This is a genomic window from Marcopretia estuarina LEGE 06307 (genome assembly GCF_056633115.1).
This window is the reverse complement of sequence record NZ_JBSJOY010000003.1, coordinates 183619-199982: the sequence shown is the minus strand read 5'-3', so window position 1 is coordinate 199982 and position 16364 is coordinate 183619. Positions and strand designations below refer to the sequence as shown.

The following is a 16364-nucleotide window of genomic DNA, read 5'->3' as shown; positions in this document are numbered from 1 at the left end:
CTGCACGTGGATCTGCGCCAGGCCGGCACCGAGCGGTTGCTGGAACGCTTTGAGGTGGCCCACCTGGGCGAGGTGCCCCAGCCGGGCCGTTGGATCGAGCGGGGTGAGCGTTCGTTTCTGGTGCTGCAACGCCACCACCGCTACCAGCTGCGCAACGGACGCTACGAGCTCACCGAGGTGGCGCTGCAGGTCAAACCACAACGGCAACCGGCGGATGCCACCTGGTGGAACAACCACTGGGTGATCGGCGACCCCAGCTGCCGCTTCAATGCCCGCTCCCCGCTGCTGCGCTGCGCCGTCTTGCCTGAAGGCCCCTGCGAGCGCTGCCTGCACCGTGCGCCTGTCTGAGGCCATCCATAGCCGCCGCCTCCCTTCGTCCACGGCAACCAGGCCGCCTGAGTGCCCTCACGCCAGCAACGCCAGCCCAAGCCTCCTCACGGCAGCGCCGCGAGTGGGATGAAGCGCTGCACCACTGCCATGTAAAGCGGGATCCCCACGACGATGTTGAAGGGGAAGGTGACACCCAGGGCGCTGGAGATATACAGGCTTGGGTTTGCTTCCGGCACGGTCATCCGCATGGCAGCGGGAACGGCGATGTAGGAGGCGCTGGCGCACAGCACCATGAACAGCAGCGCATTTCCCTGTGGCAGGCCCAGCCAACGGGACAGCAGCAGGCCCACCGCAGCATTGAAGAGCGGCATCAGCACGGCGAAGGCGATCAGGTAGCTGCCGGCACGCCGCAGATCGCCGAGCCGCTGTGCCGCCACGATGCCCATGTCGAGCAGAAAGAAGCTGAGGGCGCCGTAAAACAGCTTGCCGGTGAAGGGCTCCATTGTTTCCACCCCCAAGGGGCTGAAGGCCGCCACCAGCAGGCCGATCACCAGACTGCCGATCAACAGCAGCACCGAACTGTTCAGGAAGGCTTCATGCAGCAAGCTGCCCCAGGCCACGCCCGTGCCGATGCCGCCGGCGTGGCGTTGATGACTGGTGAGTTTCACCAACAGCAACCCCACGATGATGGCCGGTGATTCCATCAGCGCCAGGGCCGCCACCATGAAGCCGTCATGGGGGATGTCAGACACCACCAGAAAAGTTTCGGCGGTGATGAAGGTGACGGCACTGATCGAGCCGTAGGTGGCGGCCACAGCGGCCGCATTGGAGGCGTCGAACTGCCGCCTGAGCACCAGGAAGCTGTAGAGCGGCACCACGGCCGACATCACCACAGCGGCGGCGATCGTGGCGATCACCTGCACGCCCAGGCCGCTGTGTTGCAGCTCCACCCCTCCTTTGAAGCCGATCGCCAGCAGCAGATACAGCGAGAAGAGCTTGGGCAGGGGGGCGGGAATCTCCAGATCCGATCGCACCAGCACCGCAATCACCCCAAGAGCGAAGAAAAGAACCGGCGGAGAGAGCAGATTCTGCAGAATCAGTCCGGTCTGCATCGAGGTTCCCGTGAGCGATCAATGGCGCACCGGCAGGCTACAGGTCTGGGCGCTGGGATCCTGGCGACCGGGGATGGTGGGGGATCGAATTGTGAGCGCCGTAATCGTGAGCGAAGGGACAGCAAGTGCCGGAAAAGCGAGCGATGGATTCAACCCTTCACACCATCGCCGCTGGAGCTAGGAAGGATATAACGCTGAAGCGCAATGAACAAAACTAAAACTGGCAGGATCGACACCACTGAACCCGCAGCCACAAGCCGCCAGTCGAGGGAGAAGCTGCTGGCAAGCTGCTGCAATCCGAGCGGCAGTGTATAGAGATTAGGATCATCGAGGATGATCAAGGGCCAGAGAAAATCACTCCAGGTGCCGATGAACACGAACATCGCCAGGGTGATAAGATCGGCCCGGGCCGCGGGAATCATCACGTTCCACCATTCACCCAGCGGCGTGCAGCCGTCGATGCGGGCGGCCTCTTCCAGCTCCACGGGCACTCCGATGAAGCTTTGCCGCAGCAGAAAGATGCCGAAGGCGGTGGCGGCCTGGGGAATGATCAAGGCCAGCAGGGTGTTGCGCAGGCCCAGCTGCACCATCAACAGGTAGAGAGGAATCATCACCACCTGGAACGGAATCAGGATCGTGGCCACCACCAGCGCCAGCACCAGGCCACGGCCGGCGAAGCGCATCCGCGCCAGCGGGTAGGCCGCCAGGGAACAGAACAGCAGGTTGCCCACCACTGCCAGCAGGCTCACCACCGTGCTGTTGAACAGGTAAAGGCCCAGCGGATGTTCAGCGAACAGGCGCCCATAGGCCGCCAGGCTGGGCTGCGCTGGAAACAACGATGGCGGCGAGGCGAAGATGTCTTCGGCCGGACCCTTCAAGGACGTGCTGACCAGCCACAGCAGGGGCACCAGCACCATCAGGGCCACCAGCAGCAGCAGCCCCAGCTGCAGGGCAGGCAGCCACGGGGTCCGCTGGGGCTGCAGCCTGAGGGGAGAGCGGCTCACAGGCGGGGGCGTTCCGCCACCGGCAGCGGTGCGCGCTGGGGGTGAAGAGGCAGCCGTTCGGTGCCCTGCACCAGCCGGTTGAGCGCGTGGATGAAGGCCTGGGCGGCAGCCACCACGATGTCGGTGTCGGCGGCGTGGCCGGAATAGAGCACCCCTTGGTGGCGCAGCCGGATGGTGACCTCCCCCATCGCATCGATGCCCTCGGTGACCGACTTGACGCTGAACTCCACCAGCTCGTTGGGCACGCGTGCCAGCGCATTGAGCGCCTGGCAGACCGCGTCCACCGGGCCTGTGCCGATGGCGGCGCCGGTGAGCTCGGCGCCATCGGCCGTCACCAGGGTGACCGTGGCGGTGGGCTGCAGGTTGGTGCCGGTGCTCACCTGCACCAGCTTCAGCGTGTACTGGGCGTCAGGCTGCTGGGCCTGCTCGCTGACGATCGCCTCAAGATCCCGGTCGGTGATCTCGCGCTTGCGGTCGGCCAGCTCCTTGAAGCGGGCGAAGGCGTCGTCGAGGTCTTCGCGCTCGAGGCCGTAGCCGAGCTCCTCCAGCCGGGCGCGGAAGGCACTGCGGCCGCTCAGTTTGCCGAGCGACAGCCGGGTGCTGCTCAGACCGATCGTGCGGGCGTCGATGATTTCGTAGGTGAGGCGGTTCTTGAGAACACCGTCCTGGTGGATGCCGGATTCGTGCGCGAAGGCGTTGGCCCCCACGATCGCCTTGTTGGGTTGCACCGCCATGCCGGTGAGGTTGGACACCAGCCGGGAGGTCTTGGCGATCTCCTCGGTGCGCACGCCGGTGAGCGGCTCGGTGCTGGCGGGGTCGTGGCCGAGGAAGGGGTTGAAGTAGGCGCGGCGCACATGCAGCGCCATCACCAATTCCTCGAGTGAAGCATTGCCGGCCCGTTCACCGATGCCGTTGATCGTGCATTCGAGCTGGCGGGCGCCGTTCTTGACCGCCTCAAGGAAATTGGCCACGGCCAGCCCCAGGTCGTTGTGGCCGTGCACAGAGATCACCGCCTGAGCGATGTTGGGAACGTGGCGATCAATGCCGGCGATCAGGGCACCGAATTCCGCCGGAGTGGCATAGCCCACGGTGTCGGGGATGTTGATCGTGGTGGCCCCGGCGGCGATGGCGGCTTCGATCACTTCGTAGAGGAACTCCGGGTCGCTGCGGCCGGCGTCTTCGCAGGAGAACTCCACGTCCTCCACCAGGGAGCGGGCATAGGCCACCATCTCGGCGGCGATGTCCACGACCTCGGGCCGGCTCTTGCGCAGCTTGTGCTCCAGGTGGATGTCGCTGGTGGCGATGAAGGTGTGGATGCGCCGTCGCGCCGCCGGCGCCACCGCATCCGCGCAGGCCTTGATGTCGCCGCGCGTGGCCCGGGCAAGCCCGCAGATCACCGGGCCGTCGGCGGTGCCGACGGTTTCGGCGATGCGGTGCACGGCGTTGAAATCGCCCGTGCTGGCGAAGGGGAAGCCCGCTTCGATGATGTCGACCCGTAGGCGCGCCAGCTGCTGGGCGATGGCCACCTTTTCCTCGAGGTTGAGGCTGGCCCCCGGCGATTGCTCACCATCCCGCAGGGTGGTGTCAAAAATCAGAACCCGGCCGGGATCCTTGGCCATGGCCGCTGCAGGTCGAAGTGAGTACGTGTTAGGGGGGATCCTAGACCGAGGGTCCGATCACCACTTCCCGAGGTGAGGGCTCAAGGGAGGCAGCGTCCGGGCGGATCACCTGGTGGCGCACCGGTTCCGATCGCGGAGAAGCCTCCGGGATGCTGCGCTGGAACACCGGTGCCTGGACGGCTTCCATCTTCTCGAGCTGGGGCTTGAGCTTGCCCAGGTCGATGAAGCGATCCACCGCATTGCGCAGCTCGCGCGGCACCATGCCATCGGCGTTGATCAAGGTGATCTTCAGGCCTTGGGCGCGGAGCATCTCCACCAGCCGTTCAAGGTCGCGGCTTCCGCTCATCAGCCACAGCTCATCGGTGCGGTGGGCCACGGCCATCAGGTCGAGGCAGATCTCCACATCAAGGTTGGCGCGCGCGAACTGCCGCTGGTCGGGGTCGGTGCCGAACTCCCGCAGCGGTTTGGTTCGCACGGTGAAGCCCAGGCTGGTGAGTGCGTCCCGGAAGGGGCGTTGGTCAGTGGGATCCTTCAGCCCCGTGTACCAGAAGGCGCTGCCAAGATCCGTGACGCCTTCCGCGGCCAGCTCCAGCAGGCGGCGTGGATCGAAGAACCAGCCGAGCTTCTGCTGGGCGTAGAACATGCCGTGCCCGTCAACTGCCAGACAGCGACGCATCACTCGTTTCGTTAAACAAAAACTGTAGAGACCGCCCTCTGCCAGCTGTGCCCCCGCCGACCCCGACCGCGCCGCTGACCATTTTCATGGCGAAGCTCGTGGCGGAGGGCGTCGTGGTGGAACCGTCCCCGTACACTCCCGTGAACGGCTGGAATGGCAATGGCCACAGGCGAACTGGCCCTGGTCCTCCATGCCCATCTCCCATACGTCCGCAGCAGCCAGCCCGGCTCGCTGGAGGAAGACTGGTTCTTCCAGGCACTGCTGGAGAGCTACCTGCCGCTGCTCGAGTTGCTCGAAGCTGCCTCTGAGGATCCCGCCCAGGCGCCCCGTCTCACCCTCGGCCTTTCCCCCACGCTTCTGTCGCTGCTGAGCGCGCCTGACCTGCAGGCCCGTTTCCCCGCCTGGCTTGATCAACGCCTGGCGTTGTTGCCATTGGCGCTGCCCCCGCATCTGGAGGCGGCCGAGGCTCTGGAGGCCCAGCTCACCCACACCCGCCAGCAGTGGCAGGCCTGCGGCGGTGATCTGCTGGCTCGTTTCCAGCGGCTCTGGCAGCTGGGGGTGGTCGACCTGCTCACCTGTGCCGCCACCCACGGCTACCTACCGCTGCTGCGGGCCACCCCCGAGGCGGTGCGAGCCCAGCTGCTAACCGCCATCCGGGAACATGAGCGGCTGCTGGGCGCACGCCCGCAGGGGATCTGGCTGCCGGAGTGCGCCTACTTCGAAGGGCTCGATCAGCAGCTGGTGGCCTGCGGTCTGCGCTACGCGGTGCTCGATGCCCATGGGCTGCTGCACGCCCTGCCCCGTCCGCGCTATGGCGTGTATGCCCCGATCTGTTCGCCCGCCGGGGTGGCCTTCTTCGCCCGTGATGGGGCCTCCACCCTGCCGGTGTGGTCGGCCTCGGAGGGATACCCAGGCGATGGCGCCTACCGGGAATTCCACCGGGATCTGGGCTGGGATCTCTCCAGCGAGGCCCTCACCGCGGTGGGAATCGAGACCCCCCGGCCGCTCGGTCTCAAGCTGCACCGGGTGTCCGCCAGGGGCACGCCACTGGAGCGGAAGCTGCCCTACCTGCCGGGGCCGGCCGAGCAGCGGGCCGATGAGCACGCCGCCACCTATCTGCGCGGGCGCGCCGGGGAGCTTGACCATCTGAGCAGCGCCATGGACCGGCCACCGCTGCTGGTGGCGCCGTTCGATGCGGAGCTGTTCGGCCACTGGTGGTACGAGGGGCCCCGCTTCCTGGCCCAGCTTTTCCTGCAGGCGCCTGCCCTCGGCATCGGTTTCACCACCCTGCGCGATGTGCTGCGCCGCGGAGACGGGCTGCAGATCTGCCGCCCCTCCCCCTCCAGCTGGGGCCAGGGGGGGTACCACCACTACTGGCTCAACGAAAGCAATGCCTGGGTGGTGCCCGAGTGGAACCGGGCCTCGGCGGCCATGGTGGAGCGGGTGAACCGGGGGGTGGGCAGTGCCTCCCAGCTCCAGCGCCTCAACCAGGCGGGCCGTGAGCTGCTGCTGGCCCAGTCCTCCGACTGGAGCTTCATTCTCAGGGCCGGCACCACCACCGAACTGGCGAAGGAGCGGATCCGCACGCACCTGGATCGCTTCTGGCGCCTGCTGGCGGCGATCGACAGCGGCAACGATCCCCCCGGTGGCTGGCTGGCGGCGGTGGAACGGGAAGATCCGCTGTTCCCGCTCATCAACGCCGCCGACTGGGCCACACGGCCGCCGCGTTAGCCCGGCCAACGGCCCGAGGCTCGCAGAACACAGCCGACACCCCTCACCGCCGCCCGAGGGCTAGCGCTCGCAGCTCAGAGGCCAGAACGCACAGCCCGCAGCCCACTGACCAGGGCCCACAACCCGTGCTCGAATCAGAGCGGAGCCGTTCCGCTCTGCGTGGAGTTTGGCCATGTTTCAGCATCTGCTCGTTCCCACCGACGGCTCCCGGCTTTCGCTGGCCGCCGCTGCTGCCGCCTGCCGTTTCGCCCGTGAGGCCGGAGCCCGCCTCACCGTCCTCAACGTGCGGGCCAATGCGCCGCTTGGGCTCACCTACGGCGCCGGTGAATGGATCCAGCCCAGCACCCTGCAGGAAATCGAGGACGTGGGCAGGGAGGCTTCCCAGCGGGCCCTGGCGGAGGTGATGAGCCTCGCCGCAGAGGAAGGCGTGGAGGCGGCGAGCGAAAGCGTGGTCAACGACTCGCCGTCGGAGGCGATCCTGGCGGCGGCGGACCGCCACGGCTGTGACCTGATCTTCATGGCCTCGCATGGGCGGCGCGGCCTCACCGGGCTGCTGATCGGCAGTCAGACGCAGCGCGTGCTCGCCCAGGCCAAGCAGCCAGTGCTGGTGTTCCGCTGATCCCGTCAGGGTCAGCCCAAAGTCTCGGCTCGGGAGTGTCAGCCCAGCAGTTTCAGCCCGCCAGCGCCCGCCAGGCCAGGGCGAGCTCCTTGCCCTGCGGCAGCATCAGGCCGAGCCGAACATCGCTGGGGGCCTGCCCGAACAGGCCAAGCATCGCCTGCACCAGCTGCGGCACGGTGAGGGTGTTGGCCAGAAAACCGGTCCACTGCGGCTGGGGCAGATGGAAGAAGGTGTCGAAGAAGTGGCAGAGCTCCGCGTGCGAGAAGCGCATCAGCTTTTCGAGCCCGAAACGGTAGATCGCCTGCTTGCGCACCAGCTCGGCAGACCAGAGCGTCTGCCAGGCCTGCTGCGCCACTTCGCGTGAGGAGGTGGTGTGGTTGGCCAGGCCGGCGGCAATCGCAGCCGCCAGGCCGGGGGCGCGGCGCAGCAGCCCCCCCACCATGTAGCCCGAGGCGGGGTGCACCATGCTGGCGGCCCCACCGAAACCCACCACCTGCTGGGTCAGATCCGGCAGCGGCAGAGTCATCGGGAACAGGCAACGCTCCGTTTCCCGCACCTGCTCCACCCGGATGCCCCGGTGGGCCAGCCGTTGGTGCAGACGCCGCTCCAGCAGGTCGAACGAGAGCGGCGGGGCGAGGGCGAGGGAGGTTTCCTCCACGAAGAACTCCCCCTGCCCCAGGTCCATCGCGTAGAGGAAGGTGGGCGGCTCCAGCCGCTCCTGTGCCTTGAGGTGATCGTTGCGGTAATCCATCAGCACGAACTGCCCTTCCACCACAGGGGCGGCGGAGAAGCGGCCCACGAGGCCGAAGGCGGCCTGCTGGGCGACCGGGCCGCGCTCGGCGCGGCGGACGAACACCGGCGCATGGCCACTGGCATCCACCACCAGCCGGGCCGTCAGGCTGGTGCCCTCGGCGGTGGTGACCACCGAGCTGTGGGACTCATGGCGGATGGCCGTCGCCTGGCCGCGATGCCAGCGGAGTTGTCCGGCGCAGGCCTCGAGCCAGTGCCGCTGCAGCCGCTGGCGATCGAAGAGGCCGTAGTCGTGATGCAGGGCCAGGGGGCCCGCCCCGAAATCGGCCACGCAATCCGACCAGCGATGCCCGAGCAGATCGCCGAGGCCGAGGGCATCGAGTTCCCGGCCCCAGATGCCATAGGTGTTCTGCCAGGGGCTGAGCGGATCGGTGGCGGCCAGGGCCTCCACCTCCAGCCCCTGGCGGCACAGTTCGGCGCCGATGGCCAGAGCGGCCGGGCCGGAGCCGATCAGCAGGACGTCGGCGCTCAGCTGTCTTCCTCGCCGGTCAGTTCCGCGGCTTCATCGGTGCGTTCCATGGGTTCGCCGGTAGGCGCCACGCTTTCGGCGGTGAGGGCCAGGGTGTCGCTGACAGGCTCCAGCGTTTCGCTGCCGTCGTCTTCGGCGGCAGGCGGCACCAGCACCACTTCCGTGAGCCGGTCGCCGGCATCGAGCCGCTGCAGCTTCACCCCCGTGGCGGCCCGTGACTGCTGCGGAATGGCGTCGGAGGGCATCCGCACGATCACCCCCTTTTCGCTGACCAGCATCAGCTCTTCGCCGGAGCCGAGCACCTTGAGGCCCACGAGTACATCACCATCGCGACGGAACTTGATCGCGCGCAGCCCCAGACCGGCGCGCCGCTGCAGGCGGAACTGGTTCACCGGGACCCGCTTGCCAAGGCCGCTGGCGGAGGCCACCAGCACCCAGGGTCCTTCGCTCACCGCCACTTCAGCGTCGGCATCCCCATCGGCTTCGTCGCCGTCCTCCTCCGCGCTGCTGCTGGCGATGCGGTCGGCCAGCTCGGCCGGCAGCACATCCATGCTCACCAGTTCGTCGCCGGCGCGCAGTGCCATCGCCCGCACGCCGCGGGCGGTGCGGCCCAGCGGACGCAGTTCCCCGTCGGTGAGGCGGAAGTGGATCGTCATGCCCCTGAGCGAGCCGATCAGCACGCTGTCGCCCGGCAGGGCCAGACGCACCCAGCGCAGGGCGTCGCCTTCCTCCAGCCCGATCGCGATCAAGCCATTGGAGCGGATGTTGGCGAAGGCCGAAAGACGGGTGCGCTTGATATAGCCGCCGCTGGTGAGCATCAGCAGCTGCACGTTGTCTTCGAAGGCGCTGACCGCGAGCAGCGTGGTGATCTGCTCTTCCCGTGGAATCGGCAGCAACTGCACCACGGGGGTTCCCTTGGCAGCGCGGCTGCCCACCGGGATGCGATAGGCGGGCACGGCATACACCACGCCCCGGTCGCTGAACAGCAGCAGGGTGTCATGGTCGTTGCAACTGATGAACAGCCGCACCGCTTCTTCTCCCTGGCTGCGGGTGCCGGCCTTGCCACGGGTGCCGCGGCTGGTGGCCTCGAATTCGCTCACCGGCATGCGCTTGAGGTAGCCGTTCTCGGTGAGTAACACCACCGAGCGCTCATTGGCGATCAGGTCGATGTCCTCGAGGCCGCCTTCGAGATCGAGGATCTCGGTGCGACGGGGGGAGTCGTAGCGGGCGCGGATCTTGCCGATCTCCTCCCGGATCAGGCCCAGCACCCGTTCACGCCGGCCAAGGATGTCCTTGTAGTCGGTGATCTTGGCCACCAGATCCTCGTGCTCGAGCCGGATCTTGTCGGCTTCCAGCGCGGTGAGCCGGCGCAGCTGCATCTGCAGGATGGCGTCCGCCTGGATCTCGCTGAGGCCGTGGCGCTCCTGCAGCTGTTGCCGTGCTGTGGCGGTGTCGGCGGCGGCGCGGATCAGGGCGATGATCGGATCGAGCTGCTCGAGCGCCAGCAGCAGGCCCAGCAGGATGTGGTCGCGCTCTTCGGCCTTGCGCAGCAGATAACGGGTGCGCCGCTCGATCGTTTCGATGCGGAAATCGAGGAACACCTGCAGCATCCGCCGCAGGGTGAGCAGGATCGGCTCCCCATTCACCAGCGCCAGCATGTGAGCGGAGAAATTGCACTGCAGCGGCGTGAGCTTGAACAGGTTGTTCAACACCACCTGCGGATAGGCATCACGCCGCAGTTCGATCACGATGCGCATGCCATCGCGATCGCTTTCATCGCGGATGTCGGAGATTCCTTCGAGCTTCTTGTCGTTCACCATCTCGGCGATGCGCTCGATCATCGCCGCCTTGTTGGTTTGATAAGGAAGCTCAGTGATGATCACCGCATCCCGATCTGGCCGACCGGGGACTTCAAGTGTTTCGATCGCCGCGACACCGCGCATGGTGATCGATCCTCGGCCCGTGAGATAGGTTTCACGGATTCCGCTGCGGCCGAGAATCTGGCCGCCGGTGGGGAAATCCGGGCCGGGAATGATCGCCATCAGCGAGCGATCGTCCACCTCGGGATTGTCGATCAGGGCCAGCAGCCCATCGATCAATTCCGTGAGGTTGTGGGGCGGAATGTTGGTGGCCATGCCCACCGCGATCCCTGAGGACCCATTGAGCAGCAGATGAGGAACCCGCGCCGGCATCACGGTGGGTTCCTGCTGTGATCCATCGAAGTTGTCGATGAAATCGACCGTTTCCGCCTCGATGTCCTCCAGCAGGCTGTCAGTGGTAAGGGCCTGCAGCCGCGATTCCGTGTACCGCATGGCCGCCGGTGGGTCGTTGTCGACCGAACCGAAGTTGCCGTGCCCATCAATCAGGGGCATGCGCATGGAGAAGTCCTGGGCCATGCGCACCAGGGCGTCGTACACGGCGGTGTCGCCGTGGGGGTGGTATTTGCCGAGCACTTCGCCCACCACACGGGCGCATTTCCGGTAAGGCCTGTCGCTGGTGAGGCCGAGTTCGTACATCGCATAGAGAATGCGTCGATGCACCGGCTTGAGGCCATCGCGGGCATCGGGCAACGCCCGGCCCACGATCACGCTCATCGCATACTCCAGATAGGAGCGCGACATTTCGTTTCGCAGGTCGGTTTGGATGATCCGCCCGTCGGACTCGCCGGGTCCTGTTGGGTCCGCCATCTCTCACCACTTATCCGTGAGCCACTTTAATCGAGGCCCAGCCGCCTTGTTCGGTTCCGGTTCCCGACGCCCTCCTCAGCCCTGATCCGGCCACCGATGTCCCTGGCTCCCCGCAGCGAAGCCGATCTCCAGCAGCGCCAGCGCAGCGGTGATCTGCGCGTGCTTGCTGCCGCCGATTTCCGGGTGCTGGTGGCGACAGGCGGCCTGGAAGCGGCCTACGCCGCCACCGACGTGGTGGTGGCCGCCAATGCGGAGTTCACCGACCAGGCCACGTTGCAGCTCAGCCTCGGGCCGGTGGATCCGCCTCTGCGCATCCGTGAGGCCCGGCTCGACGGGGTGCTCGCCCAGGGGGCGGGTGGCACCGCGGGCCTGTGTCTGCCGATCGGCGGCGGGCTGGGCGAACCGCTGCGCCAGGGGGGCGCCCAGGTGCTGGATGCCCTTCTGGCCGGCCTTGAACTGGAGCTGACACTCACCGGTGAGGCCACCGCCTCCCACCCGCGCCGCGAATACCGGGGCCGCCTCTCGCTGGAGCGCCTGGGCGGAGCACGCCTGCTCCTGCATCGTGCCATCGCCGAAAACGGGGTGGTGGCGGTGAGCAGCGCAGAGGGAGTGGTGCGCAGCCCGTACGGACCCCTGCTCGGTCCCTACGGCAACGCCCTGTACAGCAGTTCGGGAAGCAGCAGTATCGGGCTCACCATGCCCTCACTGGCCTGGCTCGGTCCGGGGTCGCCCGTGCTGGTGGCTGGGGCGGTGGGCTGGGTGATCGGGGCCGGCCATGGGCATCAGCCCGGAACGCGGCGGCTGCCCAGCGGGCATGCGCGCACTCCAGGGGCGGTCGCGGCCGTGAGCGTCGACCTGCACGGGCTGCGGCCCGAATGGATCCGCGCCTGTTTCTTCGAGGGACACGGCAGTGCCCTGTTGGTGCCGATCGCCGTTCCCGTGCCCCTGCTCGATCTCGCCGTGGCCCGCCGGGCGTCGATCGGCGACGACCAGCTGGAAGCGCCCGTGCTCGATTTCTCGATCCCGCGCCGTATTCGCCCCGGGTTCGGTTTTGTGCCCTACAGCCACTTGCTGGCGGGCAAGATCCAGGTGGATGGTCGCCGCATCCCCTGTGCGCCGGCCCACAGCCCGCGCCTGGCCCGGGAGATCGGCACCTGCCTGATCGAGCTGCTGCGGCAGGGACGCTTCCCGCTGCGCGGCCCGCTGGAGCCGCTGTCGGCGCGCCCGGGCCTGATCCCTCTGGAGGGCTGATCGCCCTGCCAGGGGCTGCTGTGCCGGCCTGCTGCAACGGTCTGCCGAAGCGAGGCCTCGCCCTGCCGGAAGCGCCGTAGGCTCCCGGTGCGGTTTTTCTGGCAGTCGATGACCGAGCCTTCCGCTTCCTCCAACGCGCCGTTCCTTCCCGGTGAGCAACCGCCGGCGCACGAGCCCGTCGGGGAGGTCGCCGCTCCCATGCCCACCAGCGGGGAGCACGGCGTTGCCGACCCCGCTGATCTGCCCCCAGCCGACCCCGCCGCTGTCGTTGGCGCGGATGCTGATGCCGCGCCCATGTGGCACTCGGCCCCGGAGCCGATGCTGCAGCCTGAACCGCTGACCCAGCCTGTGGCGGCAGTGGAAGCTGAAGTCTCTCCTCTCCTGCCCACGGGCGCGCCCGTGGATTCGGAGGTTGGCTCCCAGCCGGCTCCGGTTGATGCGTCGCCAGCTGCAGACCCGGTGAACGCTGCCGCGTTTGCTGCAGCACCTGCTGGAGCAGGTGGCCAAGCCTCTGACGAACCGCCTGCCACGCCCGCCGAGCTCCTGCCGGAGCCCACACCAGCCCCCACCCCTGAACCCGCTGTGGCGGCCACCGTGCATGTGCCGGCCGCACCGGACACCGCTGAGGGCGGTGGCGAATGGGACCTGCTGCTGGCCAAGCTGCGCGAATGGATCGGCAGTGGACGCCTCCAGCAGATGCTGGTGCAGTACCAGGGGCCCTTGCGTGCGGTTGCTCTGGCGCTTGCCCTGGTGCTGGTGCTGCGCCTCTACGGCGCCGTGATCGGCGCGATCGACAGCCTGCCCCTGCTGCCGGGTCTGCTGGAGCTGGCCGGGGTGATCTGGCTGAGCCGCTTTGCGGCCACCCGCCTGGTGCGCAGCAGCGACCGTCAGGAACTGATCGCATCACTGGAGCAGCGTTGGCGCGCATTCCGCGGCAACGACTGAGGCCGCCCGTCGGGCTGGGCCGTGCCGGATCTGGAGGCTGACAGGCCTGTTGATAGCTTGGCCCGACTGCGACGACCATCCACCGGTGACCATTCAGTTAGGCGGGAAGCGCACCGTCCGTCGTGCCTACGGGATCGACGAGATCGCTCTGGTTCCCGGAGGTCGCACGGTCGACCCGGAGGTCACCGACAGCCGCTGGAGCCTCGGAGGCATCGACCGAGAGATTCCGATCATCGCCAGCGCGATGGACGGGGTGGTGGATGTGGCGATGGCCGTTGAGCTCTCCCGCCTCGGCTCACTGGGGGTGCTCAACCTCGAAGGCGTCCAGACCCGCTACGAAGACCCCAACCCTGCGCTCGACCGCATTGCGGCGGTGGGCAAAGAGGATTTCGTTCCCCTGATGCAGGAGCTGTACAGCCAGCCCGTGCAGGAAGAGTTGATCCGTCGGCGCATCGCCGAGATCCGCGAACAGGGCGGTATCGCCGCAGTCAGTGCCACCCCTGCGGCAGCGCTGCGCTTCGGCAAGGCTGTGGCGGAAGCCGGTGCTGATCTCTTCTTCGTGCAGGCCACGGTGGTGTCCACCGAGCACATCGGCCCGGAGGGCCGCGAGCGGCTCGATCTCGCCACCCTCTGCCGCGACATGGGCGTGCCGGTGGTGATCGGCAACTGCGTCACCTACGACGTGGCCCTGGAGCTGATGCGCGCCGGTGCTGCCGGGGTGCTGGTGGGCATCGGCCCCGGTGCCGCCTGCACCTCCCGCGGGGTGCTCGGGGTGGGCATCCCCCAGGCCACCGCTGTCGCCGACTGCGCCGCTGCCCGCGACGATTACGAGCGGGAAAGCGGCCGCCGTGTGCCGGTGATCGCCGACGGCGGCATCGTCACGGGCGGCGACATCTGCAAGTGCATCGCCTGCGGAGCCGATGCCGTGATGATCGGCTCGCCGATCGCGAGGGCGGCCGAAGCACCGGGCCGCGGCTTCCATTGGGGCATGGCCACACCGAGCCCGGTGCTGCCCCGCGGCACCCGCATCAGCGTCGGCACCACGGGCAGCCTCGAGAAGATCCTGCGTGGCCCCGCCAGCCTCGATGACGGCACCCAGAATCTGCTGGGCGCGCTCAAGACATCGATGGGCACCCTGGGCGCCCGCACCCTGCGTGAGATGCAGCAGGTGGAGGTGGTGGTCGCCCCTTCCCTGCTCACCGAAGGCAAGGTGTACCAGAAGGCCCAGCAGCTGGGCATGGGCAAGTAGAGCCCTTTTAGAGCCCTTTCGCATTGCCCGATTCGCTGCGGACTTTCCGGCGGTTTTCCAGCAATGAGACGCCGCTGGACAGGCCGAGACGGGGGCTAGTCTCGTGCCGTGGGGGCTACGGCTCGCACACTCCTCACACCACCCCGCCCGGCGCGTCCGGGCATTTTCTCTTCCAACGTTCGGTGGCGGTTCCGGGAATGATGCCAAGGCCGTTGCTACATTGGCAAAACCTTGTCCCTCCCTCGAATGTCCAGCGCCACTGCCGTCACCGACGCCTCTTTTGAGCTGGATGTGCTCAAGAGTGATGTGCCCGTGCTGGTGGACTTCTGGGCTCCCTGGTGTGGTCCCTGCCGCATGGTCGCCCCGATCGTCGATGAAATCGCCAAGGAATTCGAGGGCCGTATCAAGGTCTTCAAGCTCAACACCGACGAAAACCCCAACGTCGCCAGCCAGTACGGCATTCGCAGCATTCCCACCCTGATGGTCTTCAAGGGTGGTGTGAAAGTCGACACCGTCGTTGGTGCCGTGCCGAAGAACACCCTCTCCGGCACCATCACCAAATACCTCTGAGTTCTTCCCTCGCCCCTCCCGGCGTGTTGTCGCAGCCTGCCTCCGCCGCCACGCCGGATCCACGTCCTTCGCTCTCCACGGCGGCGGAACCCTCAGTCGGCTCCACTCCGCCGCCCTTCAGTGTCGGCCAGCCAGAGGCAGAGAGAGCGTGGGAGCATCAAGCCCCAGAGCTCAGCAACCACCCCCAGCGGCTGCTGATCGATCGGTCGATCGCCACCTTGATGCGGATCGCCGGTAGCGGCGCCGATGGGGAAGATTGGGGGCTGATCAGTGGCACGCTTCAGGACATCCAGCAGGCGCTGCAGATGTTCGAGCAGCACCGGCGCACCCGCAAGGTCACGGTCTTCGGCTCAGCCCGCACCGCCCCGGGCACCCCTTGCTACAGGCTCAGCGAAGAATTGGCCGGCCGTGCCATCGCGGCAGGTTTCGATGTGATCACCGGCGCTGGTGCCGGTGTGATGGAGGCGGCCAATCGTGGTGCCGGCAGCGAGCACGGTTTCGGCCTGAACGTGCAGTTGCCGTTCGAGCAGCAGCCCAATCCCTACATCGCCGGTCGTAGCGATCGCCTGGTCGACTTCCGCTACTTCTTCACCCGCAAGCTTTTCTTCCTGCGCGAGTGCGATGCGCTGGTGGTGCTGCCGGGAGGTTTCGGCACGCTTGATGAATTGTTCGAGTCGCTGACGCTCATCCAGACCGGCCGCATTGCTCCGATTCCCGTGGTGCTGCTGGCCCCTCCCGGTGATCCCTTCTGGACCAACTGGCAGCACACGGTCCGCCACGACCTGATCGATCGTGGGCTGGTGAGTGAGGCGGATGCTGCCCTCTTCTGCGAAGCCAGCAGCGCCGCCGAGGCGATGGCGCAGATTTGCCGTTTCTACCGCGTGTTTCATACAGCCAGGCTGGTGGATGATCGCCTTGAGCTGCTGCTGCACGCCCCGCTCACGCCTGCGCAGCTGGCCGTGCTGAACCAGCGTTTCGCCGATCTGCTGGACAGCGGGCAGATCGAGCACGATGAAGTCTGCGATCTTTCCGATCAGCTCCGCCCTTCGCTGCGCTTCGATTTCAACGACCGCAAGGTGGGCCGGCTCTATCAGCTGATCGAGCATCTCAACGGTCTCGACATTCAGGGCGCGCCGGAACCGCACCACCCAGAACAACGTCGCTGTACCTTCACTTCCTGATGGCCCTTCTTCTCTTTCTTCCTCCCCCAGTTCTTCTGCCGGGGGCACATCGGCCGCTCACTGATCCCCTGCAGCTTCTGCTGCTCAGGACACAGCTGCCGGCGTTTCGCT

At 67.2% G+C, this 16364-nt stretch carries 14 protein-coding genes; 8 read left to right on the top strand and 6 right to left on the bottom strand.

Annotated features, from left to right (window positions below; genetic code table 11):
* Positions 1-348: a DUF6464 family protein gene (locus ACWJI3_RS08590; RefSeq protein WP_094510254.1), complete on the top strand. Its 348-nt coding sequence runs from the start codon at positions 1-3 to the stop codon at positions 346-348.
* Positions 349-434: 86 nt separating this feature from the next.
* Here the strand turns inward: ACWJI3_RS08590 and ACWJI3_RS08585 are convergent, their stop codons facing one another.
* The 4 genes from ACWJI3_RS08585 to ACWJI3_RS08570 form a co-directional block, all read right to left on the bottom strand.
* The gene (locus ACWJI3_RS08585) at positions 435-1442 is read right to left on the bottom strand and encodes a sodium-dependent bicarbonate transport family permease (protein WP_480203452.1); all 1008 of its coding nucleotides are present in this window, start codon (positions 1440-1442) and stop codon (positions 435-437) included.
* A 149-nt stretch (positions 1443-1591) separates the two neighbouring features.
* A complete protein-coding gene (locus tag ACWJI3_RS08580) occupies positions 1592-2446 on the bottom strand; it encodes a carbohydrate ABC transporter permease (protein ID WP_255099833.1) in 855 nt (284 codons plus the stop codon).
* The gene (locus ACWJI3_RS08575; RefSeq protein ID WP_094510256.1) at positions 2443-4065 is read right to left on the bottom strand and encodes a 2-isopropylmalate synthase; all 1623 of its coding nucleotides are present in this window, start codon (positions 4063-4065) and stop codon (positions 2443-2445) included. The genes ACWJI3_RS08580 and ACWJI3_RS08575 overlap by 4 nt, the downstream gene beginning before the upstream one ends.
* 40 nt (positions 4066-4105) lie before the next feature.
* A complete protein-coding gene (locus tag ACWJI3_RS08570; RefSeq protein WP_094510257.1) occupies positions 4106-4741 on the bottom strand; it encodes a LabA-like NYN domain-containing protein in 636 nt (211 codons plus the stop codon).
* Between the two features lie 159 nt (positions 4742-4900).
* Between ACWJI3_RS08570 and ACWJI3_RS08565 the strand changes: the two genes are divergently transcribed.
* A complete protein-coding gene (locus ACWJI3_RS08565) occupies positions 4901-6472 on the top strand; it encodes a 1,4-alpha-glucan branching protein domain-containing protein (RefSeq protein WP_255100048.1) in 1572 nt (523 codons plus the stop codon).
* Between the two features lie 172 nt (positions 6473-6644).
* Positions 6645-7091 (top strand): universal stress protein, encoded by a 447-nt coding sequence (locus ACWJI3_RS08560; RefSeq protein WP_094510259.1) that lies wholly within the window; start codon positions 6645-6647, stop codon positions 7089-7091.
* A gap of 52 nt (positions 7092-7143) precedes the next feature.
* Here the strand turns inward: ACWJI3_RS08560 and crtL are convergent, their stop codons facing one another.
* Both crtL and gyrA read right to left on the bottom strand, forming a co-directional pair.
* A complete protein-coding gene (crtL, locus tag ACWJI3_RS08555) occupies positions 7144-8373 on the bottom strand; it encodes a lycopene beta cyclase (protein WP_480203586.1) in 1230 nt (409 codons plus the stop codon).
* Positions 8370-11057 (bottom strand): DNA gyrase subunit A, encoded by a 2688-nt coding sequence (gyrA, locus tag ACWJI3_RS08550; protein ID WP_094510261.1) that lies wholly within the window; start codon positions 11055-11057, stop codon positions 8370-8372. The genes crtL and gyrA overlap by 4 nt, the downstream gene beginning before the upstream one ends.
* Before the next feature lie 96 nt (positions 11058-11153).
* Between gyrA and ACWJI3_RS08545 the strand changes: the two genes are divergently transcribed.
* The 5 genes from ACWJI3_RS08545 (at position 11154) to ACWJI3_RS08525 (ending at position 16253) form a co-directional block, all read left to right on the top strand.
* Complete coding sequence (locus ACWJI3_RS08545; RefSeq protein ID WP_480203451.1) at positions 11154-12308, top strand: homocysteine biosynthesis protein; 1155 nt, start codon at positions 11154-11156, stop codon at positions 12306-12308.
* Positions 12309-12416: 108 nt separating this feature from the next.
* Complete coding sequence (locus ACWJI3_RS08540) at positions 12417-13253, top strand: CAAD domain-containing protein (protein WP_480203450.1); 837 nt, start codon at positions 12417-12419, stop codon at positions 13251-13253.
* An 85-nt stretch (positions 13254-13338) separates the two neighbouring features.
* A complete protein-coding gene (locus tag ACWJI3_RS08535) occupies positions 13339-14502 on the top strand; it encodes a GuaB3 family IMP dehydrogenase-related protein (RefSeq protein ID WP_480203449.1) in 1164 nt (387 codons plus the stop codon).
* 246 nt (positions 14503-14748) lie between these two features.
* Complete coding sequence (trxA, locus tag ACWJI3_RS08530) at positions 14749-15072, top strand: thioredoxin (RefSeq protein WP_094510265.1); 324 nt, start codon at positions 14749-14751, stop codon at positions 15070-15072.
* A gap of 26 nt (positions 15073-15098) precedes the next feature.
* Positions 15099-16253 carry an LOG family protein gene (locus tag ACWJI3_RS08525; RefSeq protein ID WP_480203448.1) on the top strand — a complete coding sequence of 385 codons (1155 nt, stop codon included), beginning with the start codon at positions 15099-15101 and terminating at the stop codon, positions 16251-16253.
* Positions 16254-16364: the final 111 nt, after the last annotated feature.

Bases quoted from the DNA above. Each gene is read 5' to 3' on its own strand.
- trxA (WP_094510265.1), top strand. From the start codon at position 14,749: ATGTCCAGCGCCACTGCCGTCACCGACGCCTCTTTTGAGCTGGATGTG.
- ACWJI3_RS08560 (WP_094510259.1), top strand. From the start codon at position 6,645: ATGTTTCAGCATCTGCTCGTTCCCACCGACGGCTCCCGGCTTTCGCTG.
- ACWJI3_RS08585 (WP_480203452.1), bottom strand. From the start codon at position 1,442: ATGCAGACCGGACTGATTCTGCAGAATCTGCTCTCTCCGCCGGTTCTT.
- ACWJI3_RS08540 (WP_480203450.1), top strand. From the start codon at position 12,417: ATGACCGAGCCTTCCGCTTCCTCCAACGCGCCGTTCCTTCCCGGTGAG.
- gyrA (WP_094510261.1), bottom strand. From the start codon at position 11,057: ATGGCGGACCCAACAGGACCCGGCGAGTCCGACGGGCGGATCATCCAA.
- ACWJI3_RS08570 (WP_094510257.1), bottom strand. From the start codon at position 4,741: ATGCGTCGCTGTCTGGCAGTTGACGGGCACGGCATGTTCTACGCCCAG.
- ACWJI3_RS08545 (WP_480203451.1), top strand. From the start codon at position 11,154: ATGTCCCTGGCTCCCCGCAGCGAAGCCGATCTCCAGCAGCGCCAGCGC.
- ACWJI3_RS08575 (WP_094510256.1), bottom strand. From the start codon at position 4,065: ATGGCCAAGGATCCCGGCCGGGTTCTGATTTTTGACACCACCCTGCGG.
- ACWJI3_RS08565 (WP_255100048.1), top strand. From the start codon at position 4,901: ATGGCCACAGGCGAACTGGCCCTGGTCCTCCATGCCCATCTCCCATAC.